Origin of the sequence: Hyphomonas johnsonii MHS-2, assembly GCF_000685275.1 — a bacterium.
GTDB classification, from domain to species: domain Bacteria; phylum Pseudomonadota; class Alphaproteobacteria; order Caulobacterales; family Hyphomonadaceae; genus Hyphomonas; species Hyphomonas johnsonii.
This window is the reverse complement of record NZ_ARYK01000009.1, coordinates 39841-66510: the sequence shown is the minus strand read 5'-3', so window position 1 is coordinate 66510 and position 26670 is coordinate 39841. Positions and strand designations below refer to the sequence as shown.

Genomic DNA, 26670 nt, shown 5'->3' with positions numbered 1-26670 from the left:
TATGTTCTCCAAATATCGACACTGAGTCGCGCGCCCTCTAATGGAGACCAAATATGGCCGCCGCCAATCAAGCAAAGCTGTTCGACACCATGGTACCAGATTCTTCCGGCTATTCTGCAAAGGATATTGAAGTCCTCGAAGGACTCGAACCCGTTCGCAAACGGCCGGGCATGTATATCGGTGGCACAGATGAGCGCGCCTATCACCACCTGTTCGCCGAGGTACTGGACAATTCGATGGACGAGGCCGTTGCAGGCCATGCGACGCGGATCGAGATCAAGCTGGATACCGACGGCTTCCTGACCGTGACGGACAATGGCCGGGGCATCCCGGTCGATCCCCACCCGAGATTCCCCAAGAAATCGGCGCTTGAAGTGATCATGACGACGCTCCATTCCGGCGGCAAGTTCACCGACAAGGCCTATGCGACGGCTGGCGGCCTTCACGGCGTGGGTATTTCCGTCGTCAACGCGCTGTCGGAACTGGTCGAGGTCGAGGTCGCTCGCGACAAGGTGCTCTACCGCCAACGCTTTGCCCGCGGATTGCCGCTGGGAAAGCTCGAAAAGGTCGGCGCGGCACCGAACCGGCGCGGCACGAGCGTGAAATTCAAGCCCGACTTCCAGATATTCGGCGAGAAGTTGCGCTTCCGCCCTGCCCGCCTGTTCCAGATGGCGCGCTCGAAAGCCTACCTCTATCGCGGTGTCGAAGTACGCTGGAATTGCGATCCGGCGCTGTTGCCGGAAGATTCGAAAGTTCCAGCCGAGGCAGTCCTGTCCTACCCGAACGGCCTTGCCGACCAGCTGGGCGAAGTGTTCGATGACAAGGCCACGATCACCGAGACGCCGTTCACGGGCCTCGTGGACCTCGGGAAAGAAGGCAAGGTCGAATGGGCGATTGCCTGGACCCGCGCCGGATTCGGCGAAGCGGACGGCTTTGCACGCTCCTACTGTAATACGATCCCGACGCCCGAAGGCGGCACGCACGAAGCCGGGTTCCGGTCGGCCATCACCAAGGGCCTGCGCAACTTCGCCGACCTGACCGGCCAGAAGAAGGGCGCCGACATCACCGCCGAAGACATCATGGGCCATTCGGGCCTGCTTCTGTCGGTGTTCATCGGCAATCCGGAATTCGTTGGCCAGACCAAGGACAAGCTGTCGACCACGGCAGCCTTCCGCCTTGTGGAAAACGCCGTGCGCGACCGGTTTGACCACTGGCTGGCCGGCAGCCCCAAGGAATCCGACAAGCTGCTGACCTGGGCGATCGACCGCGCCGAGGAGCGCGCCAACCGCCGCAAGCAGAAAGACATCAGCCGCAAGTCGGCAACCAAGAAGCTTCGCCTGCCAGGCAAGCTGGCCGACTGCTCGTCGAAGGGCCCTGAAGGCACCGAGCTGTTCCTCGTCGAAGGCGATTCCGCCGGCGGCAGCGCCAAGCAGGCGCGCGACCGGAAAACCCAGGCCATCCTGCCCCTGCGCGGCAAGATCCTGAACGTGGAGAGCGCCTCTGCCGACAAGCTGGCCGGCAACCAGGAACTCAACGACCTGGCCCTCGCGCTTGGCACCCAGCTTGGCCGCAAGTTCGATCTTGATGAACTGCGCTACGAGCGGATCATCATCATGACCGATGCCGATGTCGACGGCGCGCATATCGCGGCACTGCTGATCACGTTCTTCTACCGCTTGACGCCCGGCCTGATCGAGAGCGGGCGCCTCTTCATGGCAATGCCGCCGCTGTTCCGCCTGTCGAACAAGGGCACGATTGCGTATGCCATGGACGAGGCCCAGCGCCAGGAAGTCCTGGCCAAGCATTTCAAACCGAACCAGAAGGTCGACATGACGCGCTTCAAGGGCCTCGGCGAAATGAACCCGGCGCAGCTGAAAGAGACCACGATGAACCCGGCGACCCGGACGCTGGCCCGCATCACGCTGCCGGATTCGCTCGACGAACTGACGGAGTTGAAGCCGGGTGACCTCATCAACACGTTGATGGGCAAGAAGGCGGAACTCCGCTTCCGCTTCATCCAGGACAATGCCGCCTTCGTGGACGACCTGGATATCTGATTGCCGGCGTCCCCGGCGGAAGCCGGATCCAAAGACCTGCCACCACATGATGGCTCACCGCGCGCGCCCTTGCATGGAGGATGTGCGGGATGGCATGCTTTGCGCCTGCGACTATTTGCTCTCTCGCGCGCCGTCTGCTGCACTTCAACTTGACGGAGGTGTTCCTAAATAGAGGGAGCGACCGGGTGATCAATCAATTGAAGAAGGGAATATTCCATGGCACTTCGCCTCAACGACACCATTCCAAATCTCACCGTCGAGACCGACCAGGGCGCGTTTGCGCTGCATGATTTCATTGGCGACCACTGGGCCATCCTGTTTTCACACCCCAAGGACTTCACCCCTGTCTGCACCACCGAATTCGGCGCTGTCGCACAACTTGCCGACGAATGGGCCAAGCGCAACACCAAGGTGATCGGCATTTCCGTCGACGGCGTTGAGGAGCACAAGAAGTGGAAGGGCGACATCGAGAAGGTCGCCGGGGCCAAGGCCGGATTCCCGATCATTGCTGACCGTGGCCTGGAAGTTTCCAAGGCGCTCGACATGCTGCCCGCTGAAGCCTACCTGCCGGACAATGCCACGGCGGCGAACAGCCAGACCGTGCGCGTCGTTTTCATCATCGGGCCGGACAAGAAGCTGAAGCTGTCGATGACCTACCCGATGAATGTCGGCCGCAACTTTGCTGAAGTCGTGCGGGCCCTCGACGGATTGCAGACGGCGGCAAAATATTCGGTTGCCACCCCGGCCAACTGGAATGTCGGCGAAGACGTGATCATTCCGCCGAGCCTCAACGACGCCGACGCGGCGGCCAAGTTCGGCAAGTTCAATGCGGTCCTGCCCTACCTGCGCAAGGCCAAGCTGCCCAGCTGAGGCTGACCAGCCAGACATGCAAAGGCCGGCGGATATCCGCCGGCTTTTTCATGTCCGGACCTGTCGCCCCCTTCCCAGGCGAGTGGGGAAGACGTTCAGTTCCTCTCCGCGATCCTCACGAGCGCGGCATCCATGACCAGTACGGCTGACGGCACCGCCAGTGGCCGGTCGTTGGCGATGATCGAGAAGACCAGGGTCTGGCCGCTGGCTGCGGTCATGTAGCCGGAGAGGGCGTTGGTGCCCTTGAGGGTGCCGGTCTTGGCGACAATCTTCCCTTCGAGGAGCGTGCCCCGGAAGCGGTGACGCAGCGAACCGTCGACGCCGCCAATGGGCAAGGTCTCGCGCCACGCCGCGCCCCAGTCCTGCGTGGCGGCATGGCGCAGCAGCGCAACGATCGTCCGCGGGCTGACGCGGTTGTAGACTGACAGGCCGGACCCGTCGAAGAAATCGTACCCGTTCGGGGCAGCGCCTGCCTCGGCCAGCAGCACCTCGACGCGGGCGAGCCCGGCCTTGGCCGTCCCGTCCTCGCTGATACGCCCAAGGTGACGCAGCAGGATTTCGGCATAGAGATTCTGGCTGTCCTTCGAGATTTCGGTCAGTGCATCGGCAAGGGAGAGCGGCGGCAGCGCGGCAAGCGGCAGGGTTTCGGGGGCGAGTGAGGTGAGAGCCGCGTCTGGTGGGGGTGTGGCGGTGGACGAGCGGTGCCGGGCGAGCGCCTCCCCCTCCACGCGCATGCCGCGCGCCTGCAACAGGGCGCTGAAGCGCGTCGCGGCGGCAAGGGCGGGGTCGTCAAGGCCGAGGCGATAGGTGCGGGGCCCCGCATCCGGCGGCACATGGCCCGAGACACGCACAGTGGCCGTGCCGGGAAGATGCACGATGGCGAAATCGTCTTCCGGGTCGTCCGCTGCATCCCCGCCTGCCGGCTCCAGCGGGGCCGTGATGGTCTGGTTGATGATCATGTAGGCTGCGTCGGCGTCCGCCCAGGCGACGTCTGCCGGGGCACCGATCGTCGCGCCAGGCGTGACGGTGAGCGTGACCGCATTGGCATTGATACTGAGGGCCGAGGTGGCGGTCCCGAAGTCGCTTTGCAGGTCTTCCCAGCTCCAGCCGGGGCCCCAGCGCTCGTCAGGAAACCAGGTATCGTCGCCGATGACATGGGTGATGGCGGCAAGGCCTGTGGCCGCAACCGCGTCTGCGAGCGTGGCGAGGCAGCGGGTCTCGCAATCGGGGCTGTCGCTGAGGTGCGGGTCGCCGCGGCCGTGGAGAACGAGGCTTGGCGGGGCGTCGCCTGTGGCAGGTTCGAGGGTGACATGGGTGGCGAGGCGGGGCTGCATGGCCGCGAGGTCTGCCTGCCAGCGGAAGGCGGCCGCGGTGGTGAACAGTTTGGTGTTGGAAGCCGGCAGGAAGCGCTGGTCCGGGTTGATGGCGGCAAGTTCGTTTCCGTCCATGTCGGTGACGAGCAGGCCCCAGCGCACGCCCTGCATTTCGGGCGGGTTGAGATCGCGCTGCAGCGGCGACACGCAAGCGGCGAGCACGAGGCAAAGGCCGACGAAGAGGAAGCGAATTGTGGTCTGCATGCCGCTCACCCGCGCGCCGAATTGCCTGTTCCGCCCGGACTATGCGCGACGTTTGCGGGATGCGGAAGGGCGGGCGCAGGCTCAAAGCGGATGACATAAGGGGCGAGCCATCCTAAATGCTCAATATGAGCAAAGACCTGAAAATTCTCGCGGCGCAGCTGAACCCCGTGGTTGGCGACATCAAGGGTAACCTGGCACTGGCGCGGCAAGCCTATGTCGAGGCGCGGGAAGCGGGGGCCGACCTGCTGGTCCTGAGCGAACTGTTCATCCTTGGCTATCCGGCGGAAGACCTGGTGCTGAAGCCCTCGGCGGTTGAACTGTCCATGGCGGCAGTGGAATTGCTGGGCGAAGAGACGGCGGGCGGGCCGGCCGTGCTGATCGGGTCACCCTGGGCCGCTGACGGCAAGCTGCACAATGCCTGCGTCCTGTTGCAGGACGGGCAGATCGCCGGCCGCTATGACAAGCGCGAACTGCCAAATTACGGCGTGTTCGACGAAAAGCGGATCTTCGACCCTGGCACGGGCGAAATGCCGGTGTTCACGTTCAACGGCATCCGCGTCGGCGTCGCGATCTGCGAGGACATCTGGTTCCCGCGCGTGCCGTCGGCACTGCATGAAGCAGGGGCAGAGATGCTGATCGTGCCGAATGGCTCACCCTGGCGCCGCGCGGTTCAGACGGAACGCCACACCACCTTCTCGGCCTGGCGCAAGACCGGCGTGCCCTACCTGTTCGTCAACCAGGTGGGCGGACAGGACGAACTGGTCTTCGACGGATCGAGCTATGCGGTCGACCATGACGGGACCGAACACCAGCTGATGGGCGACTTCGAGACCGGCACGGCGCTAGTGACCTATGACGCGAAAACGCACCGTTTCAGCTCTGATGCCGTCGCCACGCTGACCACGGGCTGGGAGGCGGAATATCGCGCGGCGGTGCTGGCGCTGGGCGACTATGTCAACAAGAACCGGTTCCCGGGCGTGGTGCTGGGCATGAGCGGCGGAATCGACTCGGCGCTGACGGCGGCGATGGCGGTGGACGCGCTGGGCGCAGAGCGCGTGTGGTGCGTGATGATGCCGTCGAAATACACCAGCAGTGACAGCCTGGACGATGCCAAGGCCTGCGCGAAGATGCTGGGCTGCAGGTATGACATCATCAACATCCGTCCAGGTGTCGATGCGCTGGACGAAATGCTCAGCGAACAGTTCGCCAGGACACAGCCGGACACGACCGAGGAGAACATCCAGTCGCGCCTGCGGGCGGTGACGCTGATGGCACTGTCCAACAAGTTCGGCCACATGGTGGTGACGACGGGCAACAAGAGCGAAATGGCGGTCGGCTATGCAACGTTGTACGGTGACATGTGCGGCGGCTACAATGCGCTCAAGGATTTCTACAAGACCGAAGTGTTCGAGCTGGCGAAATGGCGCAACACGGCCATACCGCGCGGCGCGCTGGGGCCGGGTGGAGAGGTCATACCCGAACGGATCATCACCAAGCCCCCCTCGGCCGAACTGCGCGAAGACCAGCGCGACGATGACAACCTGCCGCCGTACGAGGTCCTGGACGACATATTGCGTGGGCTCGTGGACCAGGAAGAGGATGTCGACGACATCGTGGCGCGGGGCCATGACGCGACAATCGTGCGCCGCATCGAGCATCTGCTTTACATCGCGGAATACAAGCGGCGTCAGGCGCCGCCAGGGGTGAAAGTCGGCGGCAAGAATTTCGGCCGCGACCGGCGCTATCCGATCACGAACCGGTTCCGGGACGACTGAAAGCCCCCGTTTCAGCGCACCCCCTTCACTACTATGGATTGACCGGCCTATAACTCACCGGATCAAAGGTGCCCTGAGCATGTTCAATTTCCTGCGCGTCGAAGCGCGGTGGCTGCTGGCAGGGTTCCTGCTGACGCTGGCATCGAGCTTCGGCCAGACCTATTTCATCTCGCTGTCGAATACCGACCTGATGGAGCGGTTCGGCCTCAATCATGGCGGCATCGGCCTCGTCTATGCGCTGGCGACAACCGCGAGCGCGATCATCCTTTTGGAATTCGGGCGTATCGTGGACCGGGTGACGACCCGCACGGCGGCCATCATCACGGCATGCGGGTTGGCCGCCGCCTGCCTGCTGATGGCCATGGTGCAGGCGGTGTGGATGCTGTTCTTTGCCTTCCTGGCGCTGCGCCTGTTCGGACAGGGCATGATGAGCCAGGTGGCGATGACAGCGACGGGCCGCTGGTTCGAAGCCAGGCGTGGCCGGGCAATCAGCATCGTCTCACTCGGCTATGCCGCCGGTATCGCGTCGACACCAGCGCTGGCCGTGACGGTGATGGCCATGTTCGGGTATCGCCAGCTGTGGATTCTCGCAGCGGCCGTGATGCTGCTGGTGGCGGTGCCGGTCCTGTTCGTGCTGTTGTCGCACGAACGCGTGCCGTCAGGCGTGGCGAGCACGCCGGACGCAGACATGCAAAGCGAAAAGCGGAGCTGGCGACGCGCACAGGTTCTGCGATCACCAGCCTTCTGGATCTTGCTGGCGGGCGTGCTCTGCCCGTCCTTCATGCTGACCAGCCTGCTGTTCCACCAATTGCACCTGATGGACGTGAAGCACTGGGACTCGGCCAATTATGCGGCGACCTTCTCGGTTTTCGCACTGGTCCAGGTCGCCTCTTCGCTGCTCTGCGGCGGCCTGATCGACCGGTTCAGCGCGCACCGTCTGCTGCCTGTCTATCTGGTCCCGATGGCGCTGGCCCTGATCGGCGTTTCACAGGTGGACGGCTTCTGGATCGTGCTTCCGATGATGATCCTGATCGGTATCACCGCCGGGTTTGACGGGGCAATCGCCGGCGCCTTGTGGCCGGAACTGTTCGGACCGAAATTCCTGGGCGAAATTCGCGCGCTGACCTTTGCCATCGTCGTGGGGGCGTCGGCGGTTTCCCCGCTGGTCACCGGATACCTGATCGACCTGGGGATTGGATTCCCGCTCCAGCTGCTGTTCATGGGCGCCTACACCCTAGCGGCCAGCGCACTGATGCTGGCGCTGCAGCCACAGCTGTCAGCCATTGCGATTGAGCGCGTTCCGGTGCCGCACACCTGAACCTATTCGAACGGCTCGTCCGCCATGGCGGCCGCCGCAGCCGCATTGGCCTCAGCCTCGGCCCGGATCGCCTCGACCTGATCGGGCAGGATGTCGGCAGCATCGCCATAGCCGGTGATCGGCGAAGGCACGATGCCGGGCTCGGCGATCACGTCATCATAGAGCAGCCAGGCCCGCGTGCCGTCACCGCAGGTGACGCGGATCCACTCATCCTCCTCGCCCTTGCTGTCGCGAATATCGGAAATATCCATCAGCTCGGCTTCGTTGATGTCATATTCAGTGCCGTCGCGTGACAGGATCGCGAAGCCCTCACCGAGATAGCGAAGGTAGGTCAACTGGTCGCCGCGCTTCATTTCCAGCACCTGCATGCCGGCGTCGCTGACATATTCCACGTTGGCATCCTGGGTCAGGGTGACCGGAAAGGTCTTCGTCGCGACGAAGAATTCCAGTTCGTCTGCCGCGACACGCTTGTTGTTCCAGAGCTGGTAATTGGCAAATTGCGGCAGGCTGCAGGCCTTGTCCTGCGGCTTGGTGTGGTCGGGGGCTGTGCGCCCGTCGACCGTGACGTCAGCGTCGAGGATCACGAAACCGGCCGGGTACTCGCCGGGCCAGCCGGGGCTGAGATACCAGTCGTCGCCATAGCTCGTGATCTTGGAATAGTCGGGCGGGACGTATTCGCGGGCCAGCGCCGGCGCTTCGTCGAGGGTTGCGTCGTCTATTTCGACAATATCGCTCTCCTGCGGCGCGTTGTTTGCCTGCCCACAGGCGGCCAGCAATACAGCAGCGGCAGCATACCAGCCTAATTTCATGTCCATGCTCCTTCGGGCGACTCGCTTGGAGGCCCATGATTAGCATAAACAATAGCAAGATTGTGACGCCTATGCCTTGGCTTTTTGAGTAATTTGATGTCGAAAGCGGCTTCACCTGACTGGAAAACAACGCCCATGACCCACCCAATTGTCCGCTTTGCCCCATCGCCGACAGGACGCCTGCACGTCGGAAACGTGCGAACGGCCCTGATCAACTGGCTGTTTGCGCAGGCGCAGGGTGGGAAATTCATCCTGCGCATCGACGATACGGACGTCGAACGCTCGACCAAGGCCTATGAAGACGGCCTGCGCGAGGACCTGACATGGCTGGGCCTTGTCTGGGCCGACACGTTCAGCCAGTCGGACCGGTTTGCCGAATATGACAAGGCCGCCGCTCGCCTGAAGGAGATGGGCCTGCTCTATGCAGCCTATGAGAGCGCCGACGAGTTGGAGCGCAAGCGCAAGATCGCCCTCTCGCGCGGGCGTCCACCCGTCTATGACCGCGCTTCGCTGGACCTGAGCGACGCCGAGAAAGCCAAGCTGGAAGCCGATGGCGTGAAACCGCACTGGCGCTTCAAGCTGTCCGGCAACCGGGTGGACTGGGACGACCTGGTGCGCGGGCCACAGAGCATCGACACATCGAGCCTGTCAGACCCCGTGCTGATCCGCGAGGACGGCAGCTATCTCTACACGCTGCCTTCGGTGGTGGACGATATTGACGCCGGTATCACGCATGTCGTGCGCGGCGAGGACCATGTCACCAATTCCGGCGCGCAGATCGAGATCTTCCACGCGCTGGGCGGTACGGCGCCGCAGATGGCGCATACGCCGCTGCTGATCGGCGCTGACGGACAGGGCCTGTCGAAACGGCTTGGCTCGCTGTCGATGGGCGAACTGCGCGCGCAGGGCTATGAGCCGATGGCGATTACCAGCCTGCTGGCCAAGATCGGCACGTCGGACAATGTCGAGGCGCGCACGAGCCTCGACGAACTGGCCAGGGAATTCGATTTCGCCAAGATCGGCCGGGCGCCAGCCCGGTTTGACGAGGCGGACCTCCTGTCGCTGAACGCGACCATTCTGCACGGCTTGCCATTTGATGCGGTGAAGGACCGGTTGACGGCGATCGACCCGAAAGCGGCCGACGAGGCGTTCTGGACCGTCGTGCGCCAGAACTGTTCCCTGCTGCCGGAGGTAAAGGCCTGGGTCGGGACCGTGTTCGGTGACGTGCCACCGCTGGTCGATGCCGAGGACAGGGACTTCGTGCTGCAGGCGGCTGACCTGTTGCCGGCCGGCGACCTGACCGCCGAGACCTGGAGCGAGTGGACCAATGCCGTGAAGGCCGCGACGGGGCGCAAGGGCAAGGCCCTTTTCATGACCCTGCGCAAGGCGCTGACCGGTCAGGAACATGGGCCTGACATGGCAAGCCTGATGCCGCTGATCGGGCGCGAGCGGGCGTTCAAACGGCTGAAGGCGGCTTAGGCCTCCTCCACCAGCTGCACCAGGACCACACCATCGGCGACCTGTTCGCCGACTGTGCCGGAGACGGATTTCACCACGCCGTCGCGCGGCGCGGCCAGTGAGTGTTCCATCTTCATGGCTTCCATGACGGCGAGCGTCTGGCCGTGGGTGACCGTATCGCCCGCTTTCACGTTCATCGCGATGATCTTGCCGGGCATCGGGGCCTTCACGGCATCGCCGCCAAGCAGCGCTTCAACATCGGCGTCATAGTCCGGCACCTCGACCAGTACGCTGTCGCCTGCCGTGGTGACGGCGTAGCGGCGGGGGGAGAGGTCGGTAACGTAGGGCAGCGGGATGTCTTCGGGCAGGTCGAAGGCGTCGGGGTCGATCCAGTCGGCATCGCCGCCGACAGCCACGGCAGCCTTGTGCATGGGTAAAGCATTCATGCGCCAGCCGTCCTTGACGTCCCAGGGCTGGGCGGCGCCGGGGGCGTCGAGCTGGATGTCGCTGACGGCGAGGATCGAGGCCAGTTCGTGTTCGTCCGGCGCAGCGGTGAGCGCGTCACCCTGCTCGGCAATCCAGTTCACATGATGGGTCGCGTCCCGGAAGGCATCCGACATGGCGCAGCGGCGCAGGAAACCGGCATTCGATGGCACGCCGACAAGCTGCGTGTGGGCAAGCGTGTCGATCAGGCGGTCGACGGCCTCATCCCGGTCGTCGCCCGAGACGATCAGCTTGGCGATCATGGAATCGTAAGCAGAGGGCACGCGATCTCCGGTTTCAAAGCCGGTGTCCCAGCGGATGAGTTCACCATCAATCGGCTCCAGAAGGCCGAATTCGAGGATCAGGCCCGCGCCGGGGCGGAAGCCTTCGGACGGGTCTTCGGCGCAGATGCGCGCTTCGATGGCATGCCCGCGAAGCGTGATCTCGTCCTGCGCGAGAGGCAGTTCGCCGCCGCTGGCGACGTGCAGCTGCCATTCGACGAGATCTGTTCCGGTGACCATCTCGGTGACAGGGTGTTCGACCTGCAGCCGAGTGTTCATTTCGAGGAACCAGAAGCTGTCGACGCTGAGCGGGCGGCTGCCATCGACGATGAACTCCACCGTCCCTGCCCCTTCGTACTTGACGGCGGCGGCCAGTTTCACGGCGGCATCCGTCATGGCGGCGCGCACGTCATCCGGCATGCCGGGTGCGGGGGCCTCTTCCAGCACTTTCTGGCGGCGACGCTGGAGCGAGCAGTCGCGCTCGAACAGGTGGACCACGTTGCCGTGGCTGTCACCGAAGACCTGGACTTCGATATGACGGGGTTGTTCGACCAGTTTTTCCAGCATGACGCGGCCATCGCCGAATGCGTTGGTCGCTTCACGGACCGCGCTTTCAAGTTCGTCCTTCAGCGCGGAGGCCTTGGTGACGAGGCGAATGCCGCGCCCGCCACCGCCAGCGATCGCCTTGATGAGCAATGGGTAGCCCACGTCCTTTGCGGCTGCTGTCAGTGTCTTCAGGTCCTGCGCCTCGCCGCGATAGCCGGGCAGCACGGGCACGCCCGCCTCTTCCGCAATGCGCTTGGCTTCATCCTTCAGGCCCATCGAGCGAATCGCCCCGGGCGGCGGGCCGACCCAGACAAGGCCGGCATTGCGAACATCCTCGGCGAATTCGGCATTCTCCGAGAGGAAGCCGTAGCCGGGATGGATAGCGTCCGCACCGGCCGCCTTGGCGGCGGCGAGGATGCGATCGGCCCGCAGATAGCTGTCGGCAGCAGGGGCCGGGCCGATATGCACGGCCTCGTCGGCCTCGCGAACGTGTTTCGCGGCGGCGTCAGCATCGGAATAGACGGCGATGGTGCGAATGCCTAGGTCACGGCAGGTGGCCATGATGCGGCAGGCGATTTCGCCCCGATTGGCGATGAGTAGGCTTTTGATCATGGCCGCAGCAAGAGCCGATTTTGCCTGAAAAGACAAGTTGCGCCGCAGCAGGACGCTGCCTAGGCTCGCCGCAATCACGGACCTGACCGAAGGAACGCGCCATGCTCCGACTGCCCGCCCTGATTTTCGCTGCCGCCCTGCTTGCCGCAGGCACCGCTGCCGCCACACCGAAAAGCGAGAAATCCGTCGCCAGGGCCTGGGAAAAGCAGTGCGTGGTCGACGTGACCGACCGAGGCGTCGCGAAAAAGAAGGCCAGGCCGTTCTGCAAGTGCGCGAAGGCGGAAGTCTCGCACTGGATCGAGGCGGCGGATGGTCGCGACCGCTTGATGCGGCTCTGGGCCGCCTATTACCAGGGCAGTCCGAAGGAAACCGATGACGCATTCTATGCCGGCGCCGAAGCGGTTGGCCTTGATGCCAATGCGCTGAAAGGCCTGCTCGTGACGCTCTACTTCGATCCCGGCAAGTTCTACGAACCGTGCGTGGATGCTAGCCGATAGCCCTGTCGGCGCGCGCTCGGTGTACCGTGGCGACCAGCACGAAACTGATGATCATCAGGAGATACCACGACCCGAGCTTGGCAAGGGAGACGATTTCCCAGCCGTCCTCCTGCCCGGGATAGGCCCAGGCGCGGGCAAAGGTGCCGAGGTTTTCCGCAAACCAGATGAACAGCGCAACCAGCAGGAAGCCGACCACCAGGGGCATGCTGCGATATGCGACGTCCGGACGGAAGAAAACCCAGCAGCGGCCATAGATGAGCAGCGTCGCAGCAAACAGCACGACGCGAATGTCCGGCAGCCAGTGATGGGCAAAGAAGTTCACATAGACAGTCACGGCCAGCATGCCCTGCAGCCAGAGCGGCGGAAAGTGGGTGAAGCGGAAGGCGAAAATGCGCCAGACGCGGGCGAGGTAGGATCCGACGGCCGCGTACATGAAGCCTGAAAACAGCGGCACGGCGCCAATGCGCAGATAGCTGTCCTCGGGATAGATCCAGCTGCCATGGGCGGTCTTGAACAGCTCCATCACGGTGCCGACCAGATGGAAGACGAGGATGATCCGCGCCTCTTCCCACGTCTCGAGTCCGGAGAGCAGCATGGCGGCCTGGATAGCCACCGCCGCGAGGACGAGGAAATCGTATCGCGAGACCGGGGCATTGTCCGGGTAGAACAGGAAGGTCAGCATCAGGAGGCCCAGCATGGCGCCGCCGAACAGGCAGGCCCAGGCCTGCTTTATGCCGAAGGCAAGGAATTCGAAGGCGCCCTGGGTCCACGGACCCGTCACCCAGCGGGCGTGAAGCGCAGCCCGCCATAGGTGCAGACGGCGCTGCAAGGGGGTGGATGGCGGCGGGGGGAGCGGCGGTGTCATGGCGCTTCAATCGGCCTGTATCGGGGCAGGTTTGAGACCGGAACGGGTCGTTCCCGGGGTGAAATTCCGGCTTTGTTACGCATGCGGCTTGTCGTAAGGATTAACCACAGTCAATCGAGGGGAGTCGAAATGGCCTATGCATCCGGAGTTCAGGTAAGCGGTCTTGCGGGCGTCGTCGGCGCTGCGGTTGGCGGCTATATCGGCTTTACGCAGGCAGCTGATGTCAGCAACCTGTCGCCAATCACCGGCGCGCTGGTGCTTGGCGGCGTCGGCCTTGTCGCAGGCAGCGCGGGCGCCTTCTTGCTGAAATCCCTGATGCAGTTCGTGATCTACGTGATTCTCATCGCGGTGCTGGCCTACTTCTTCCAGACCCAGATCGAACAGATGACGGGGATAAACCCGGTGGAGGCGACGCTCAGTTTCCTGACTGACCTTGGCATTCCTGTCGGCAGGATTCCGGGCGCCGACGACGCCGTCACCCACCCCAACTAGGCTTGCGCTTCTCAAGGAAGGCCGCGATGCCTTCCTTGCCCTCGTCGGAGGCCCGCCGGGCCGCAATGCGGCGCGCCGTGTCGTGGCCAAGGTCCTTGTCGATGACCTCGCCGGTGACATCCGAGACGAGCTTCTTGGCATCTGCGATCGCGCCCGGCGCGGCAGCAAACACGAGCGTGGCCAGATGCTCTTCCATTGCCGTCATGGCGGCCTGGTCATCGACGACATAGTGCACGAGGCCCATGCGCTCGGCATATTCGGCATCGAAGGTCTCGGCGGTCACGAACAGGGCGCGGGCCCGGCGCGGGCCGATGGCGTCGATGACATAGGGGCTGATCGTGGCCGGGGTCAGACCGAGGCGGACCTCGGAGAAACGGAACTTCGTACCCTTCATGGCCACCGCGACGTCGCAACAGGCCACCAGCCCGGCGCCGCCGCCCATCGCTGCGCCGTGCACGAGAGCCAGCGTCATCTGAGGCATCTCATAGAGTGACAGGAGCATCGCGGCGAGCTTTTGCGCGTCGTGCTCGTTGTCCTCTTTCGTGTGCAGCTCGGCGGCCCGCTTCATCCAGTTGAGGTCTGCCCCGGCGGAGAAGGACGGGCCATTGCCGCGCAGGATCATCATCCGGATCGTTTCCTGGTCGGCGATCGTGTCGAAGGCGTCGGTCAGTTCCTCGATCAGGACGGCATTGAAGGCATTGTGCACATCCGGCCGGTTGAGGGTGATGACAACGAGGCCCCCGGGCGTGGCTTCAAGGCGGATGGTTTCATAGACATTGTCGATCATACGGTGTCCTGACGTGTGAGAGCGTGTTCGGTTCCGGCGTACTATGCCAGAGATGCTGGCGTGTAGCGAATAGGGAAAACGTCAATTATCGCAAGTGTTTGGCGAACGGGAGCGCGCTCAGGCGGCTTCGCGGCCAAGGATGCGCATATCGGTGCACCAGCGCTCGAACCTGGCGGCGTCAACCTCGCCGGCACCGCCAAGGATTGTATGGTGCAGCGGGCTGAAGCCGGAAATGCCAAGGACACCCCGCTCCAGCGCCCGCAGGGCACCGGCATCCATGGCGAACCGGTAGACAAGGCCCGGCATGCCCATGGTGATGACCGTCCGGGCCGATTTGCCCTTCATCATCTTCATGGGCCACTGGTGTTCGCTGTCCCCGGTGGCGAGAAAGAATTCTGCCCGCGCGGCCTGTTCGAAGAAGGCGCGCAGTTTCGCCGGCATGCCGCCCAGCCAGAGCGGAAAGGCGATGAACAGGTGGTCGGCCGCAGCAATCTTCTCGCGCTCGGCCAGGATCGGTTCAGGTGGCGGGCTGGCAAACTCCTCCGCCGTCTGCATGAGCGGGAACGCAAGTCTGGCCACATCAATCCGTGTGACCTCATGCTCTTCCTCGCCCGCACCCTCGGCATAGGCATCGCAGAGCGCGTGGATGAGGTGACGCGGCGCCGGGTCCGGGTGGCCGTCAATGATGCAGATTCTGGTCATGTCACACTCCGGGTCGAGACCTGCCCCTGCCACGATTTTTGCCAGACCAGGCGGTGCGGCCCAATACGGGACTCCCCCTAGGCATGTGGCAAGGCAACCAAAGAAAGAGGGCCCGCCAGCCGGCAGGCCCTCCCATTCCCCGTGTCATGCGCGTTACTGACTATCAGCCAATTCAATGGCCGACACGGATTCGCTGTCGTCTGTGCCGCGCCAAGCATCAACGGCGCGGGCGAGTTCATTCTCTGTCACGGTGTGATTGAGATCGAGGTCCAGCTTGGTGAACTTGGCGATGGCCTCCGATTCGGTCGCCCGGCGCGAACCGGTCTGGTAGGAGACATATTCATCCTCCGTGATCAGACCATCATCATCGATATCGAATTGGGAGAAGTCCGGCATTTCGCCGGCATGGCCGATCAGCGCGGTCATCATCGCCGCCGCCATCAGGAAACTCGTTCGCATTGCCATCCGCGCCTGACCTCCCCGTTGCTGCCACCTGTACGGGTTGAAGCAGAACATACGTCAGGACGCCGTTAATTGGGCGTGAAAAACGGTTCACGAACCAGATGTAATGATCGCATCCGGATGCCGGTACGTCGGCCCCGCTGAAATTCAAGCTCTAAAAACCGAAGCCAGACTGACGAGGATCTTCTCGCGCGACTCCAGGACCACGGCTCTGAACGATTTCACGCCACATCTCCGCTGTTCGCAAAAGCATAGGCTCAAAAGAATCGCGCCTCATCAATTCCGATTTGTCGAACCGGATGACTTTTGCTTTACGTTGGCCTCTCCGCTCTGGGAATTGAACAACCACTGGGGTCGCATGGCGAAAACGACCTCTTGCAATATAGTGACTATTGATCGAACAAATGAGTTTTGCACCTTCAAGGGAAACCCTGCTGGCACCTTTGCGAGCGTCAAAAAAAGGTAACAAAACCTCGCCGTCGATGACGACGTAGAAACCGTGCCAGTAGTTGAGGAACCATCCCCCTCCCAGCGGCACCGCCTCGGCATCATGCGCCTTTCCGATTGCCATATTTTCTTGGGCCCAGTTCCAAGCACCTTCAGCAACCCCGACATTCAATTGTTCACTGTTCGGGTATTTCGCGCAGCGGAGCTTTATTGACTTTCGCACATGCTCCCATGGCATCTGGGCAAATTCGAACATTCCGTTTTGAACGTTGAAGATATCAAAGAGCGCATCCCGAAACGGAGACAGCGTCCAGTCGGGCACAAAAGTCGAATGTCGGCTCAGCGCTTGCCTTTGGAAGAGCTCCGCAAGCGGAGAATAATTAGCGAAATCCTCGCGTGGCAATCGGGGTGTCGTGATCATCTTCGAATTTTTTCTGCTCTGTGTTCGTATCTAGATTGGCACCAAGCCATTGCTGCCGGTAGTACTTCCGGATCGTCTCGTCCGAAATTATCATGCCTACGTTGAGTTCACGCTCAGCTTCCTCAACGGTGACGCTCCAAGGGCCTCCTGTAGCATGCGACTTGCTTACCAGTTGACCCGACGTCAATTTTCCATAGAACAAAGTGATTCGCTGCAAAAAGGCGAGTCTTTTCTCATCAATTTCAGCTTCTTCTTGCAGTGGCACTCCCGTCGCGGGGTCGACCACTCGAATTGGATCGACCAGTTCGGACGCTCCTCGTGGCTTTAGCTCTGCATAAAGCTCTCTGATGACAGGTCCGTATTGCCACGCCTCAAACTCTGCATCAAGCAACCGTTCATTTTCCTCGACCAGGAAAATTGCGTAGGCAAAATACAAAATTTTCTGTAATTTCAAATGAGTAATATCGAGGCCAGCAACCTTGGCTACTCTGATTACGGCGTTGGCAGCCACTAGGACATCGACAGGTTCAGACATGTCTTCGCATACACTGATTCACGACTTACCTACATCCTGAACACACCGAAACCGCGTTCCGGGAACGGGGCGTTGAGGCTGGCGGAGAGGGCAAGGCCGAGGACGCGGCGTGTGTCGGCGGGGTCGATGATGCCGTCGTCCCAGAGGCGCGCGGTGGAGAAATAGGGATTGCCCTCTTCCTCGTAGAGATCGCGGATCGGCTGTTTAAAGGCCTCTTCTTCCTGCGCTGCCCACTCGCCGCCCTTGCGCTCGATGCCCTCGCGCTTGACCGTGGCGAGCACGGAGGCGGCCTGTTCGCCGCCCATGACCGAGATGCGCGCATTCGGCCACATGAAGAGGAAGCGGGGCGAATAGGCCCGCCCGCACATGCCGTAATTCCCTGCCCCGAAGCTGCCACCCGTCACCACGGTGAACTTGGGCACGCTGGCCGTGGCAACGGCGGTGACCATCTTGGCGCCGTCCTTGGCGATGCCGCCGGCCTCGTATTTCGAGCCGACCATGAAGCCGGTAATGTTCTGCAGGAAGACCAGCGGGATGCGGCGCTGGTCGGCCAGTTCGATGAAATGGGCCGCCTTCTGGGCGCTCTCGGAGAACAGGATGCCATTGTTCGCTAGGATCGCGACCGGCATGCCGTAGAGCCGGGCAAAGCCGCAGACGAGGGTTTCGCCATAGAGCTTCTTGAACTCGTGGAATTCCGACCCGTCGACGAGGCGCGCGATGACTTCACGGGCGTCATAGGTCTCTTTCAGGTCGGGCGGGACGAGGCCGTGCAGTTCGGATGCGTCGTAGAGCGGCTCAGCGGGCTCTGTCAGGGCGAAGGGTTGGGGCTTCGGCGTGGCGAGCGTGCGGATGATCGAGCGCACGATGGCGAGCGCGTGGGAATCGTGCGCCGCGTAATGGTCTGCCACGCCGGACTGGCGAGCGTGCACATCGGCGCCGCCCAGGTCTTCCGCAGAGATCACCTCGCCGGTGGCCGCCTTCACCAGCGGCGGACCGCCGAGGAAGATCGTGCCCTGCTTGCGCACGATGATGGTCTCGTCGCTCATCGCGGGCACGTAGGCGCCGCCGGCGGTGCAGCTGCCCATGACCGCGGCGATCTGGGGGATGCCCTTCGCGCTCATCTGGGCCTGATTGTAGAAGATGCGGCCGAAATGCTCCCGGTCAGGGAAAATCTCGGACTGGTGCGGCAGGTTTGCGCCACCTGAGTCCACAAGATAGATGCAAGGCAGGTGATTCTCGAGCGCGATCTCCTGTGCGCGCAGGTGCTTCTTCACCGTGATCGGGTAATAGGTGCCGCCTTTGACCGTCGCATCATTGCAGACGATCATGCACTCGCGGCCCTCGACCCGGCCGATGCCGGTGATCAGGCCCGCGCCCGGCGCCTCGCCGTCATACATGCCATCGGCGGCCAGTGCGCCGATTTCGAGAAAAGCGCTCCCCGGATCGACCAGCCGCTCGACCCGCTCACGCGGCAGAAGCTTGCCGCGGCCGGTATGCCGCACGCGGGACGATTCGGGCCCGCCAAGGGCGGCCTCTGCAGTCTTTGCTGCCAGTTCGTCCAGCAAGGCCTGCATTGCGGCGCGGTTACGGGCAAAGCCCTCACTTGCGACGTCCAGACTCGATTTCAGTATTGGCATGGTGCCTCCCTCATGGGCCTGAAACTTGCTTAGCGAGGGCCGGAGGCCGTGTCACGCAGCGGTCAACCGAAATTGAAACACACAACAGAGGGATTTCCTTTGAAAGAGGTGCGCTGAATGGGCATGTTCAAACCCATGAGCCTGGACGTCCTGCCAACCCTGAAGAACATCCCGTTCCTGAAGGATGTACCTGCCCGCGCCATGAAGGCCGCCGGCAAGGAAGCACGCTGGTTTTCCCTGCCAGCCGGCGGCATCCTGTTCGAGGCGGACGAGCCGGCTGATTCGATCTTTTTCGTCCTGTCCGGCACGCTGGGCGCTTTCCGCAAGAGTGGCGACGGCCATAACGAGTTCATTGGCCATATCCGTACCGGCGAACCGGTTGGCGAGATGGGGCTGTTCCTGGGCGGAATTGACGTCGACGAAGACGGCGCACCGGAAAATGCCCCCCATACCGGGTCTGTCTATGCGATCCGCGATTCCGAAGTGATCGCGATCTCGCGCAAGGGCTGGCAGCGCATGGTCAAGGCCGAGCCGGAACTGCTGGAAGCGATGATCAGGGTCATCCTGAAACGCCTCGGACGGGCCGGCCAGCGTTCGACACAGGCCGCGCCAAAGGTGTTTACCCTGGTCGGGACCTCTCCGACCATCGACCTCGGCCTGCGTGCCCGGGCGTTGCGCGATTCGCTCAAGGTCCTCGGCAAGACGACCGCCATCGTCGACCAGGCGATGGGCGACGAGAAACCGTCGACCTTCTTTGATCACCTCGAACTGACCCATGACGTGGTGATCCTGGTGGCCACGATCGGCAACAATTCCTGGTATCGGCTGGCGTCGCGCCAGGCCGACCGGATCTGGGTGGTCGGGCGCGCCGACGCACGCCCGTCAAACCCGCTGATGGCAGACAATGATTCGCCCGCCCACGCGCTCAAGCTGGTCGACGTGGTGTTGCTGCACCATGGCAATGAGCGGCGGGCGGCACGGCCGGTCGAATGGCTGGAAGCGTCCGGTGCCAGCCGCGTGTTCCACTGGACAGGCGTGCAGGGCGTCAGCTGCGACCGCCTGGCCCGGGTCATGTGCGGGCGGTCGGTGGGCGTCGTCATGTCGGGCGGCGGCGCGCGGGCCTACTCGCATATCGGCATGATCCGCGCCCTGCGGGAGAAAGGCGTCCCCATCGATTTCGCGGGCGGGTCGTCCATGGGGGCAGTCATCGCAGCCTGCGTTGCAATGGGCTGGGACGATGACGAGATCGACCGGCGCATCCGAAAGGCCTTTGTCGAGACCAACCCGCTCGGCGACTATACGCTGCCGGTCGTGGGCATGGTGAAGGGCCTGCGCGTGAATGCCCGCCTGAAGGAACATTTCGGCGAATCGGAAATGTGCGACCTGGACATCCCGTTCTTCGCGACATCGACGAACCTTACCTCCGGCACGCTGCGGTTGCACCGGACCGGCCTGCTGCGCGAAGCCCTGCGGGCGACAATCTCCCTGCCCGGCATCCTGCCGCCGGTGGTGGATGGCCATGATGTTCTGGTGGACGGTGCCGTGCTGAACAATTTCCCGGTCGACGTGATGCGGGACATGCATCGCGGCTATGTCGTCGGGTGCGACGTGACCCGCCAGCCCGAAGGCCTGAACGTGGAAGAATTCATCAACCCGCCGGGATTCTTCCGCTGGGTGCTCGGACACGGCTTTTCGGCCGCGCCGCCAATCGCGGGCCTGCTGATGCGCACCGCAACCATCCGTTCGGACCGCACATTCGGATGGGATATGACCGACCTCCTGATCCTGCCGGATCTGATCGACACCCAGCTGCGCGACTGGGAAGCTTACGACGCCACCGTCGAAGCGGGTTACAACGCGGCGATCAAGGCGCTGGAAACCAGTGATATCCTTGAAAAATGTTGCCCTGCCTGACGTCTACGTCAGCGCGAATCTCAACATTCCATTAACCGACATCACCACAAGATCGCGCAGCCGGAAGTGCGCCCCAAGACGCGCAGGCCGGCTTGGAGGAAATTCGCCATGGATGCAGCAGTCCTGGACCTGTTACCATTTGCTATTGTTGAGCTCAGCCCCATCCGGAATTCCGAGGGGAGGATCATCGATTTCGAGTGGGTTGCTGCCAATGAAACCGCCGAGCGGACCATCTTCCCTGAAGGTGGAACGATGGTCGGCATGCGCGCATGCGAGTTGGACCCTGCCTATGGAAGTTCAGACATATTCGCGGCATCCGTGCGCTGCATTGAATCTGGCACCCGCCAGGAAATATCAAATACCGGCCGGCGGCCGACTCCCGACGGGCGCCTCAAGCATCTGCAGGGCACCGTGGTGCGCTATTCCATCCTGCCGCGCGGCGACAATTGCATCGTCTGTTCGGCCGAAGTCACGGAAATCGCCCATGAGCGGGACGCGGCACGCGATTCCTACGAATTGTTCCGCACCGCATTCAACCACGCCGTGCAGGGGATTACGCTGAGCACTGAAACCAGCGAAATCATCTATGCCAACGATGCGCTCCACAAACTGCTTGGGTATGAACCCGGCGAGCTGCACGGGAAAAGCACTGCCGTCATCCTGTGTCCGGAAGATCAGGCCATGGCCATGAAAGTCGGCCGGCAGCTGTTCAAGGGCACGATCAAGCAGGACATTCAGGACCGTAACGTGTTGACCAAGGACGGCCGGGAACTGCTGGTGTCCAGTGCGCTGTCCTGCGCCTGGTCCGAAGCGCGAGGGGAACACATCTTCATCTCGCACGCCCGTGACGTTCGCGAGGAGCGCGAGACTGCCCGCGAACTCGAGATCGCACTGCGCAAGGCCGAGCACGCAACCAACCTGAAGTCGGAATTCCTGGCCAATATGAGCCACGAGATCCGTACACCGCTGAACGGCATCCTCGGCATGGCGCAAGTCCTGTCGCACGCCGACCTCCGTGAGGACCAGAGCGAGCAGGTCGACATCATCCTGGAGTCCGGCCAGAATCTGCTGTCGATCCTGAACGACATCCTCGACCTTTCCAAGATCGAAGCCGGCCGGCTCGATATTTCCACCATTGATACGGACCTGCGCCACCGGCTGGACGGCACGCGCAAGCTCTATGCGTCAATTGCTGCGGAAAAGGGCATCGGCCTCGACCTGTTCGTTGACCCGAGTGTCCCGTCGCGCCTGAAGATAGACCCGGTACGCGTGCGCCAGTGCGTCAGCAACCTGGTGTCCAATGCCATCAAGTTCACGGCCAAGGGCAATGTGCTGATCGCGGCCACGGCACGGCCCAAGCAGGACGGCCGGATCCGGGTCACCGTTCACGTGTCGGATACCGGCTGCGGCATTCCCGAAGACAAGATGGACCGCATTTTCGAGCCCTTTGCACAGGCAGACGGGTCGACTACCCGCAAGTATGGCGGCAGTGGCCTTGGCCTGCCAATCGCCCGCCAGCTCGCCCGCATGATGGGCGGTGACATTTCCGTCGTAAGCCAACCCGGACGCGGCACAGTCTTTACACTGAAATTCGATGCTGAACCCGCCAGCCAGGCAGTGGGCACCGGCGACGTCAAGGCAATCTCCGGCGTCGATCGCGGCAAAGCCACCGAGACCACGGCACCCAAGGTCCGCCTTCCAAGAATCCTCATTGTGGATGACAATGAAATCAACCGCCGGGTGGCCTGGACGTTCCTGGAGCAGAACCAGCTCGAACCCGACGAAGCCGCAAACGGGCTGATTGCGCTCGAAAAACTGGAAAAAAGTCGCTACGACCTTGTGCTGATGGACGTTCACATGCCCGGGCTGGATGGCCAGAAGGCCTTTGAACGCCTGCGCGCCAGTGACGGGATGAATGCCGATATCCCGGTGGTCGCCCTGACCGCAGATTCCATGCGCGGCGATCGGGAAAAGTTCATCGCAAAAGGGTTCAGCGGCTACGTCGCCAAGCCAATCGACATGCGATCACTGATCGCAGTGATCGCCGATTGCCTGAACCTCAAGGTCGCTCCCGAAGAACGCCGCCGCCACGGCTAGGCGTCTTGGCTGCCGGATTGTCTCGTCAGGCAGTCTCGCCGAACAGTTCACGCCCGATCAGCCAGCGGCGGATTTCGCTTGTGCCCGCGCCAATCTCGTAGAGCTTGGCGTCGCGCAGCAGGCGGCCGGTCGGGTATTCGTTGATGTAGCCGTTGCCGCCGAGCAGCTGGATGGCGTCCAGCGCCAGCTTGGTGGCGGTTTCCGCCGCGTAGAGGATCGCCCCGGCCGCATCCTTGCGGGCCGTCTCGCCCCGGTCGCAGGCCTTGGCGACGGCATAGACATAGGCCTTGGCCGCATTCATCTGGACGTACATGTCGGCCAGCTTGCCCTGGACGAGCTGGAATTCGCCGATCGACTGGCCGAACTGCTTGCGGTCGTGAATATAGGGCAGAACGACGTCCATGCAGGACTGCATGATGCCCGTGGGGCCGGCCGAGAGAACCGCGCGCTCATAGTCGAGACCGCTCATCAGGATGCGGGCCCCGGCGCCCACCGGACCCATCACGTTCTCTTCCGGCACTTCGCAATTGTCGAACACGAGCTCGCCGGTTTCCGACCCGCGCATGCCGAGCTTGTCGAGCTTTTGGGCCACCGAGAAACCCTTGAAGCCGCGCTCGATCAGGAAGGCGGTGATGCCCTTGGAGCCACCTTGCGGGTCGGTCTTGGCATAGACGACCAGCGTGTCGGCATCCGGCGCGTTGGTGATCCACATCTTGGTGCCGTTGAGGACATAACGGTCGCCCTTCTTGTCTGCGCGCAGCTTCATGGACACGACGTCGGACCCCGCGCCGCTCTCGCTCATCGCGAGGGCGCCGAGATGCTCGCCGGACATCAGCTTCGGCAGGTAGCGGGTCTTCTGGTTGTCGTTGCCCCAGCGGCGCAGCTGGTTGACGCAGAGGTTCGAGTGCGCGCCGTAGGACAGGCCGACCGAGGCAGACGCGCGGGAGATTTCCTCCATCGCCACGACATGCTCGAGATAGCCGAGACCGGTGCCGCCCCATTCCTCCTCGACCGTGATGCCGAGCAGGCCCAGTTCGCCCATCTTGGGCAACAGGTCTCGCGGGAAGGTGTCGGTGCGGTCGATCTCTGCCGCGCGCGGCGCGATCTCGTTCTGGGCAAAGCTGGCCACGGTTTCACGGATCATGTCGGCGGTTTCGCCGAGATCGAAGTTCAGGCTGGGATATGTGTTCGCAATCATGCTGCCTGATTAGCAGGGCCTGCCCGGCCTGTCAGCGCAAAATCCACCGGGACGAGTCAGGTTCGCCGGGCGAGGACACGCATCAGGTAGTAGGCTGAAATCACGAGGATGACAGCGCTGCCGAGCGAAAGCAGCGGGCCGATATAGATATCGGACGTCCGCTCGACCAGCGTGTGTGCCGCATCGAAGAAACGCTGGATGCCGGTCAGGAAGCCGATGAAGCCGATTCCGGCGAGCAGCGCGAATGGCCAGCCCTCGCGCATCACTTCATAGATGGTGTCATCGTGGAAGGCATCATTCTCCGCCAATGTGCGGTCGATCTCGTCCTGGCTGATCGAGACCGGGGCCAGGTCGTCAACCAGCGCGCTCCGCCCGGCAGAACGGGCAGCGTCATCGAAATTCAGCGGCGTGCCGAAATCGGCCCCGCCCGGCGCACGCGGCGCCCGGCGGCGCTCGATGCCTTCCGGCGGGCCCTTGGCAACATCGATCACCGAAGAGGGGGCAGATGTCCCGTTGGGGTCGGCGAGCGCGGACACAGCGCGTGTGATCTCGGCAATGCTTGGCCCGTCATTGTCGGCCGTGTCATTGGCAGCTTGTGTGGTCCGTCCGGAGGCCAGCCGGGCATTCTCACCCAGAATACGGGTCAGGCGTTCGTTCACCGCGCGCGCAGCAGCCTGCGGCGAGGTTCCGGGCGCTTCGGGTGTTTCAGCCTCGACAGCGCGTGCAAGGTCGCCGTCAAGGCGGGTCTCGACCACGACCGGGCGCTCACGGGGCGGCATCACGGCGGCGGCCAGGTCAAGCTGGGGCGTCACGAGGGCGGTGGCCACGGCCGCCCGGCCTGACGGATGCTCCAGGAACAGCGCCTTCTCGGCGGCGCGACGGCGTACCAGCGCGTCGATCACGCGCAGTTCATTGTCGACCTTGCCCTTGCGCCAGAGGGTCATGGCGTCAGCGGCGTGGAGCCGGTCGCCGGTGTTCAGGTGGGCTAGGACATCCGATGCGACGAAGGCCATAACGCCGATATTGAACACAAACGAGACAAGCGCATCGAACTCGTTCTGGCTCAGCGGGGCCAGAACGCGGTCCGCGATCAGGTGCTCAACCGGCAGGAGGTCATGATGGCGCAGGATCAGTTCGGCGTCGCCGGCGCTGACGGTCAGCCCCCTGCGCGCTGTTGCCGTATGGCTGTATCCGATGATCCAGCGGCCATTCGGCAGCCGGGCCGCGCGTGCGCGAAAACCCTCGAAACTCTTGATGAGTTCGAGACCGTTCCGGGATGTTCGCATGGGCCGGGCCATCCAGATGGCTCCCGTATTGATACAATTGGACTTTTACTAGCGGAGCACACTGCAAATGGCGCGCCCGTTCGCCTGACTCGCGAAATTCAGCCCAAAATCGCCCTGTTTACAGGAGAACCAGCGACGCGAGCCCGAGAAAGCTGAAGAATGCCATCACGTCGGTCAATGTCAGAACGAATACTGACGAGGCCACCGCCGGGTCGGCGCCGAGGCGCTTCAGGCCGAGGGGAACAAGGATTCCGGAGAAGCCGGCCCAGATGAAGGTGGCGAGCATTGACGCCGCAATGACCAGCGCCAGGTCAACCTGGCGGAACCAGATCAGCGCGATCACCCCGACACCCACGGCAAAGATCAGGCCGTTGACAAGGCCGCTGGCGACCTCACGAAACACCGCGCGCCGGGCCGCGCCGCCATCGAGGTGGCGTTCGGCAATCGCCCGCACCGTCACGGCGAGGCCCTGGCTGCCGGCATTGCCGCCCAGCGCCGCCACGACTGGCATCAGGACGGCCAGCGCAACGATCTTTTCGATCGTGCCCTGGAAGATGGAAATGATCCCCGAAGCAATGAAGGCGGAGAACAGGTTGACGCCCAGCCAGGGGGCGCGCGCCTTGACCGTGTCCCATACCGTGTCGGAACCGTCCGCCGACCGCACGTTGAGCAGTGACAGCAGGTCTTCGGTGTTCTCCGACTGGATGACATCGACCATGTCATCGCCGGTGATCATGCCGACCAGCCGCCCGGCGCTGTCCTTCACCGGCGCCGACGCCAGCGAGTATTTCTGGAATTCGTAGGCGACCTCTTCCTGGTCCATGTCGGTGGTGATGTCCGACATGGGGTCTTCCATGATGTCGGACAGCAGCACGTCGCGCGGTGTGCGCAGCAGGGTCGCGAGCGCGACGACACCGATCAGCCTGTGGCCCGGATCGGTGACGTAGACCTCGTAGAACACTTCCGGCAATTCGTCACCGAGGGCCCGGGCATGGTCGATGGCATGGCCGACACTCCAGAATTCGGGCAGCGCCACGAATTCCGTCTGCATGAGACGGCCGGCGGTCTCTTCCTCGTAGGCCAGGCCGCGTTCGAGCTGGGCCCGTTCGACCGGTGCGAGGTCTTCAAGGATGCGTTCGCGGCGGGCATCTTCGAGATCTTCGAGGATGGTCGTCGCGTCATCGGAATCCAGCTCGTCCAGCGCAGTGGCAACGGCGGCGTCCGGAAGGACGTCAACCGCGCCTTCACGATAGGCGTCGCGCAGTTCGATCAGGATGTCGGGCGGCAGTTCGCCACCGAGCAGTTCGACGGCCTTTTCGAACGTGTCATAGGGCAGCTGTTCAAGTGCATCCGCCGCGTCGGCCGGGTGCATGCGCTGCAGGGTCCGGGCCAGCCACCTCGTGTCGCGCTCTGCAACGGCATCGATGATGTCCGCCACGAGGGCGGCATCGATCTCTGCGGCGTCGGGCGCCGGGGGTGCCTGTGGGGCGGTGTCCGTCATGACGCTGTTCTTGCCGGGGTTGGCCCGTTTCGGCAAGCGGAGA

General features: G+C 63.1%; 22 protein-coding genes. 9 read left to right on the top strand and 13 right to left on the bottom strand.

Going from position 1 to position 26670, the window contains the following annotated elements:
- The first annotated feature begins 53 nt into the window (after positions 1 to 53).
- Positions 54 to 2057, top strand: a complete 2004-nt coding sequence (parE, locus tag HJO_RS15280; protein ID WP_035618617.1) for a DNA topoisomerase IV subunit B — start codon at positions 54 to 56, stop codon at positions 2055 to 2057.
- Positions 2058 to 2273: 216 nt separating this feature from the next.
- A complete protein-coding gene (locus tag HJO_RS15275; protein ID WP_035618615.1) occupies positions 2274 to 2927 on the top strand; it encodes a peroxiredoxin in 654 nt (217 codons plus the stop codon).
- 95 nt (positions 2928 to 3022) lie between these two features.
- Here the strand turns inward: HJO_RS15275 and dacB are convergent, their stop codons facing one another.
- Complete coding sequence (gene dacB / locus HJO_RS15270; protein ID WP_051618688.1) at positions 3023 to 4504, bottom strand: D-alanyl-D-alanine carboxypeptidase/D-alanyl-D-alanine endopeptidase; 1482 nt, start codon at positions 4502 to 4504, stop codon at positions 3023 to 3025.
- 125 nt (positions 4505 to 4629) lie between these two features.
- On the opposite strand from dacB, the gene HJO_RS15265 reads away from it, so the two are divergent.
- Together HJO_RS15265 and HJO_RS15260 are read left to right on the top strand one after the other, a co-directional pair.
- The gene (locus HJO_RS15265; protein ID WP_035618612.1) at positions 4630 to 6279 is read left to right on the top strand and encodes an NAD+ synthase; all 1650 of its coding nucleotides are present in this window, start codon (positions 4630 to 4632) and stop codon (positions 6277 to 6279) included.
- Positions 6280 to 6358: 79 nt separating this feature from the next.
- Positions 6359 to 7597 carry an MFS transporter gene (locus HJO_RS15260; protein ID WP_051618687.1) on the top strand — a complete coding sequence of 413 codons (1239 nt, stop codon included), beginning with the start codon at positions 6359 to 6361 and terminating at the stop codon, positions 7595 to 7597.
- Positions 7598 to 7599: 2 nt separating this feature from the next.
- On the opposite strand, the gene HJO_RS15255 is transcribed toward HJO_RS15260, so the two are convergent.
- The gene (locus HJO_RS15255) at positions 7600 to 8406 is read right to left on the bottom strand and encodes a hypothetical protein (protein WP_156945750.1); all 807 of its coding nucleotides are present in this window, start codon (positions 8404 to 8406) and stop codon (positions 7600 to 7602) included.
- Positions 8407 to 8541: 135 nt separating this feature from the next.
- Here HJO_RS15255 and gltX point away from each other — a divergent pair, with 135 nt between their 5' ends.
- Positions 8542 to 9885, top strand: coding sequence for a glutamate--tRNA ligase (gene gltX, locus HJO_RS15250; RefSeq protein ID WP_035618743.1), 1344 nt, complete (start codon positions 8542 to 8544; stop codon positions 9883 to 9885).
- Here gltX and HJO_RS15245 read toward each other — a convergent pair.
- The gene (locus tag HJO_RS15245; RefSeq protein WP_035618606.1) at positions 9882 to 11786 is read right to left on the bottom strand and encodes an acetyl/propionyl/methylcrotonyl-CoA carboxylase subunit alpha; all 1905 of its coding nucleotides are present in this window, start codon (positions 11784 to 11786) and stop codon (positions 9882 to 9884) included. The two genes, gltX and HJO_RS15245, sit on opposite strands and share 4 nt — an antisense overlap.
- Before the next feature lie 101 nt (positions 11787 to 11887).
- Between HJO_RS15245 and HJO_RS15240 the strand changes: the two genes are divergently transcribed.
- Complete coding sequence (locus HJO_RS15240) at positions 11888 to 12283, top strand: hypothetical protein (RefSeq protein ID WP_035618603.1); 396 nt, start codon at positions 11888 to 11890, stop codon at positions 12281 to 12283.
- Here HJO_RS15240 and HJO_RS15235 read toward each other — a convergent pair.
- A complete protein-coding gene (locus HJO_RS15235; protein ID WP_084142083.1) occupies positions 12273 to 13148 on the bottom strand; it encodes a DUF817 domain-containing protein in 876 nt (291 codons plus the stop codon). The genes HJO_RS15240 and HJO_RS15235 overlap by 11 nt on opposite strands.
- Positions 13149 to 13277: 129 nt before the next feature.
- On the opposite strand from HJO_RS15235, the gene HJO_RS15230 reads away from it, so the two are divergent.
- A complete protein-coding gene (locus HJO_RS15230) occupies positions 13278 to 13640 on the top strand; it encodes a hypothetical protein (protein WP_035618597.1) in 363 nt (120 codons plus the stop codon).
- Here the strand turns inward: HJO_RS15230 and HJO_RS15225 are convergent.
- From HJO_RS15225 to HJO_RS15200, 6 genes are all read right to left on the bottom strand, one after another.
- Positions 13624 to 14427: an enoyl-CoA hydratase-related protein gene (locus HJO_RS15225; protein ID WP_035618595.1), complete on the bottom strand. Its 804-nt coding sequence runs from the start codon at positions 14425 to 14427 to the stop codon at positions 13624 to 13626. The genes HJO_RS15230 and HJO_RS15225 overlap by 17 nt on opposite strands.
- A gap of 117 nt (positions 14428 to 14544) precedes the next feature.
- Positions 14545 to 15129, bottom strand: a complete 585-nt coding sequence (locus HJO_RS15220) for an NAD(P)H-dependent oxidoreductase (protein WP_035618592.1) — start codon at positions 15127 to 15129, stop codon at positions 14545 to 14547.
- Between the two features lie 153 nt (positions 15130 to 15282).
- On the bottom strand, positions 15283 to 15594 hold the full coding sequence (locus HJO_RS17920; RefSeq protein WP_156945747.1) for an EF-hand domain-containing protein: 312 nt from the start codon (positions 15592 to 15594) through the stop codon (positions 15283 to 15285).
- A gap of 151 nt (positions 15595 to 15745) precedes the next feature.
- On the bottom strand, positions 15746 to 16459 hold the full coding sequence (gene socB / locus HJO_RS15210) for a type VI toxin-antitoxin system SocB family DNA replication inhibitor toxin (protein ID WP_156945744.1): 714 nt from the start codon (positions 16457 to 16459) through the stop codon (positions 15746 to 15748).
- On the bottom strand, positions 16419 to 16994 hold the full coding sequence (socA, locus tag HJO_RS15205) for a type VI toxin-antitoxin system SocA family antitoxin (RefSeq protein ID WP_035618583.1): 576 nt from the start codon (positions 16992 to 16994) through the stop codon (positions 16419 to 16421). Before socA ends, socB begins: the two co-directional genes overlap by 41 nt.
- Positions 16995 to 17023: 29 nt before the next feature.
- On the bottom strand, positions 17024 to 18631 hold the full coding sequence (locus HJO_RS15200; protein WP_035618580.1) for a carboxyl transferase domain-containing protein: 1608 nt from the start codon (positions 18629 to 18631) through the stop codon (positions 17024 to 17026).
- 117 nt (positions 18632 to 18748) lie between these two features.
- On the opposite strand from HJO_RS15200, the gene HJO_RS15195 reads away from it, so the two are divergent.
- Positions 18749 to 20545: a patatin-like phospholipase family protein gene (locus HJO_RS15195; protein WP_035618579.1), complete on the top strand. Its 1797-nt coding sequence runs from the start codon at positions 18749 to 18751 to the stop codon at positions 20543 to 20545.
- A gap of 108 nt (positions 20546 to 20653) precedes the next feature.
- Positions 20654 to 22642 carry a hybrid sensor histidine kinase/response regulator gene (locus HJO_RS15190; protein ID WP_035618573.1) on the top strand — a complete coding sequence of 663 codons (1989 nt, stop codon included), beginning with the start codon at positions 20654 to 20656 and terminating at the stop codon, positions 22640 to 22642.
- Between the two features lie 25 nt (positions 22643 to 22667).
- Here the strand turns inward: HJO_RS15190 and HJO_RS15185 are convergent, their stop codons facing one another.
- The 3 genes from HJO_RS15185 to mgtE all read right to left on the bottom strand — a co-directional run bounded on the left by HJO_RS15185 (position 22668) and on the right by mgtE (position 26627).
- Complete coding sequence (locus tag HJO_RS15185; protein ID WP_035618572.1) at positions 22668 to 23840, bottom strand: isovaleryl-CoA dehydrogenase; 1173 nt, start codon at positions 23838 to 23840, stop codon at positions 22668 to 22670.
- A gap of 56 nt (positions 23841 to 23896) precedes the next feature.
- The gene (locus HJO_RS17915; protein ID WP_084142081.1) at positions 23897 to 25138 is read right to left on the bottom strand and encodes a lysozyme; all 1242 of its coding nucleotides are present in this window, start codon (positions 25136 to 25138) and stop codon (positions 23897 to 23899) included.
- Positions 25139 to 25244: 106 nt separating this feature from the next.
- Positions 25245 to 26627, bottom strand: a complete 1383-nt coding sequence (gene mgtE / locus HJO_RS15175) for a magnesium transporter (protein ID WP_035618737.1) — start codon at positions 26625 to 26627, stop codon at positions 25245 to 25247.
- Positions 26628 to 26670: the final 43 nt, after the last annotated feature.

Excerpts from the sequence above, each read along its gene's own strand:
- parE (WP_035618617.1), top strand. The coding sequence starts at position 54 with ATGGCCGCCGCCAATCAAGCAAAGCTGTTCGACACCATGGTACCAGAT.
- socA (WP_035618583.1), bottom strand. The coding sequence starts at position 16,994 with ATGTCTGAACCTGTCGATGTCCTAGTGGCTGCCAACGCCGTAATCAGA.
- HJO_RS15275 (WP_035618615.1), top strand. The coding sequence starts at position 2,274 with ATGGCACTTCGCCTCAACGACACCATTCCAAATCTCACCGTCGAGACC.
- HJO_RS15225 (WP_035618595.1), bottom strand. The coding sequence starts at position 14,427 with ATGATCGACAATGTCTATGAAACCATCCGCCTTGAAGCCACGCCCGGG.
- HJO_RS17915 (WP_084142081.1), bottom strand. The coding sequence starts at position 25,138 with ATGGCCCGGCCCATGCGAACATCCCGGAACGGTCTCGAACTCATCAAG.
- gltX (WP_035618743.1), top strand. The coding sequence starts at position 8,542 with ATGACCCACCCAATTGTCCGCTTTGCCCCATCGCCGACAGGACGCCTG.
- HJO_RS15260 (WP_051618687.1), top strand. The coding sequence starts at position 6,359 with ATGTTCAATTTCCTGCGCGTCGAAGCGCGGTGGCTGCTGGCAGGGTTC.
- HJO_RS15190 (WP_035618573.1), top strand. The coding sequence starts at position 20,654 with ATGGATGCAGCAGTCCTGGACCTGTTACCATTTGCTATTGTTGAGCTC.
- HJO_RS17920 (WP_156945747.1), bottom strand. The coding sequence starts at position 15,594 with ATGGCAATGCGAACGAGTTTCCTGATGGCGGCGGCGATGATGACCGCG.
- HJO_RS15245 (WP_035618606.1), bottom strand. The coding sequence starts at position 11,786 with ATGATCAAAAGCCTACTCATCGCCAATCGGGGCGAAATCGCCTGCCGC.
- HJO_RS15255 (WP_156945750.1), bottom strand. The coding sequence starts at position 8,406 with ATGAAATTAGGCTGGTATGCTGCCGCTGCTGTATTGCTGGCCGCCTGT.
- HJO_RS15195 (WP_035618579.1), top strand. The coding sequence starts at position 18,749 with ATGGGCATGTTCAAACCCATGAGCCTGGACGTCCTGCCAACCCTGAAG.
- HJO_RS15265 (WP_035618612.1), top strand. The coding sequence starts at position 4,630 with ATGAGCAAAGACCTGAAAATTCTCGCGGCGCAGCTGAACCCCGTGGTT.
- HJO_RS15230 (WP_035618597.1), top strand. The coding sequence starts at position 13,278 with ATGGCCTATGCATCCGGAGTTCAGGTAAGCGGTCTTGCGGGCGTCGTC.
- HJO_RS15200 (WP_035618580.1), bottom strand. The coding sequence starts at position 18,631 with ATGCCAATACTGAAATCGAGTCTGGACGTCGCAAGTGAGGGCTTTGCC.
- socB (WP_156945744.1), bottom strand. The coding sequence starts at position 16,459 with ATGATCACGACACCCCGATTGCCACGCGAGGATTTCGCTAATTATTCT.
- dacB (WP_051618688.1), bottom strand. The coding sequence starts at position 4,504 with ATGCAGACCACAATTCGCTTCCTCTTCGTCGGCCTTTGCCTCGTGCTC.
- HJO_RS15220 (WP_035618592.1), bottom strand. The coding sequence starts at position 15,129 with ATGACCAGAATCTGCATCATTGACGGCCACCCGGACCCGGCGCCGCGT.
- mgtE (WP_035618737.1), bottom strand. The coding sequence starts at position 26,627 with ATGACGGACACCGCCCCACAGGCACCCCCGGCGCCCGACGCCGCAGAG.
- HJO_RS15185 (WP_035618572.1), bottom strand. The coding sequence starts at position 23,840 with ATGATTGCGAACACATATCCCAGCCTGAACTTCGATCTCGGCGAAACC.
- HJO_RS15240 (WP_035618603.1), top strand. The coding sequence starts at position 11,888 with ATGCTCCGACTGCCCGCCCTGATTTTCGCTGCCGCCCTGCTTGCCGCA.
- HJO_RS15235 (WP_084142083.1), bottom strand. The coding sequence starts at position 13,148 with ATGACACCGCCGCTCCCCCCGCCGCCATCCACCCCCTTGCAGCGCCGT.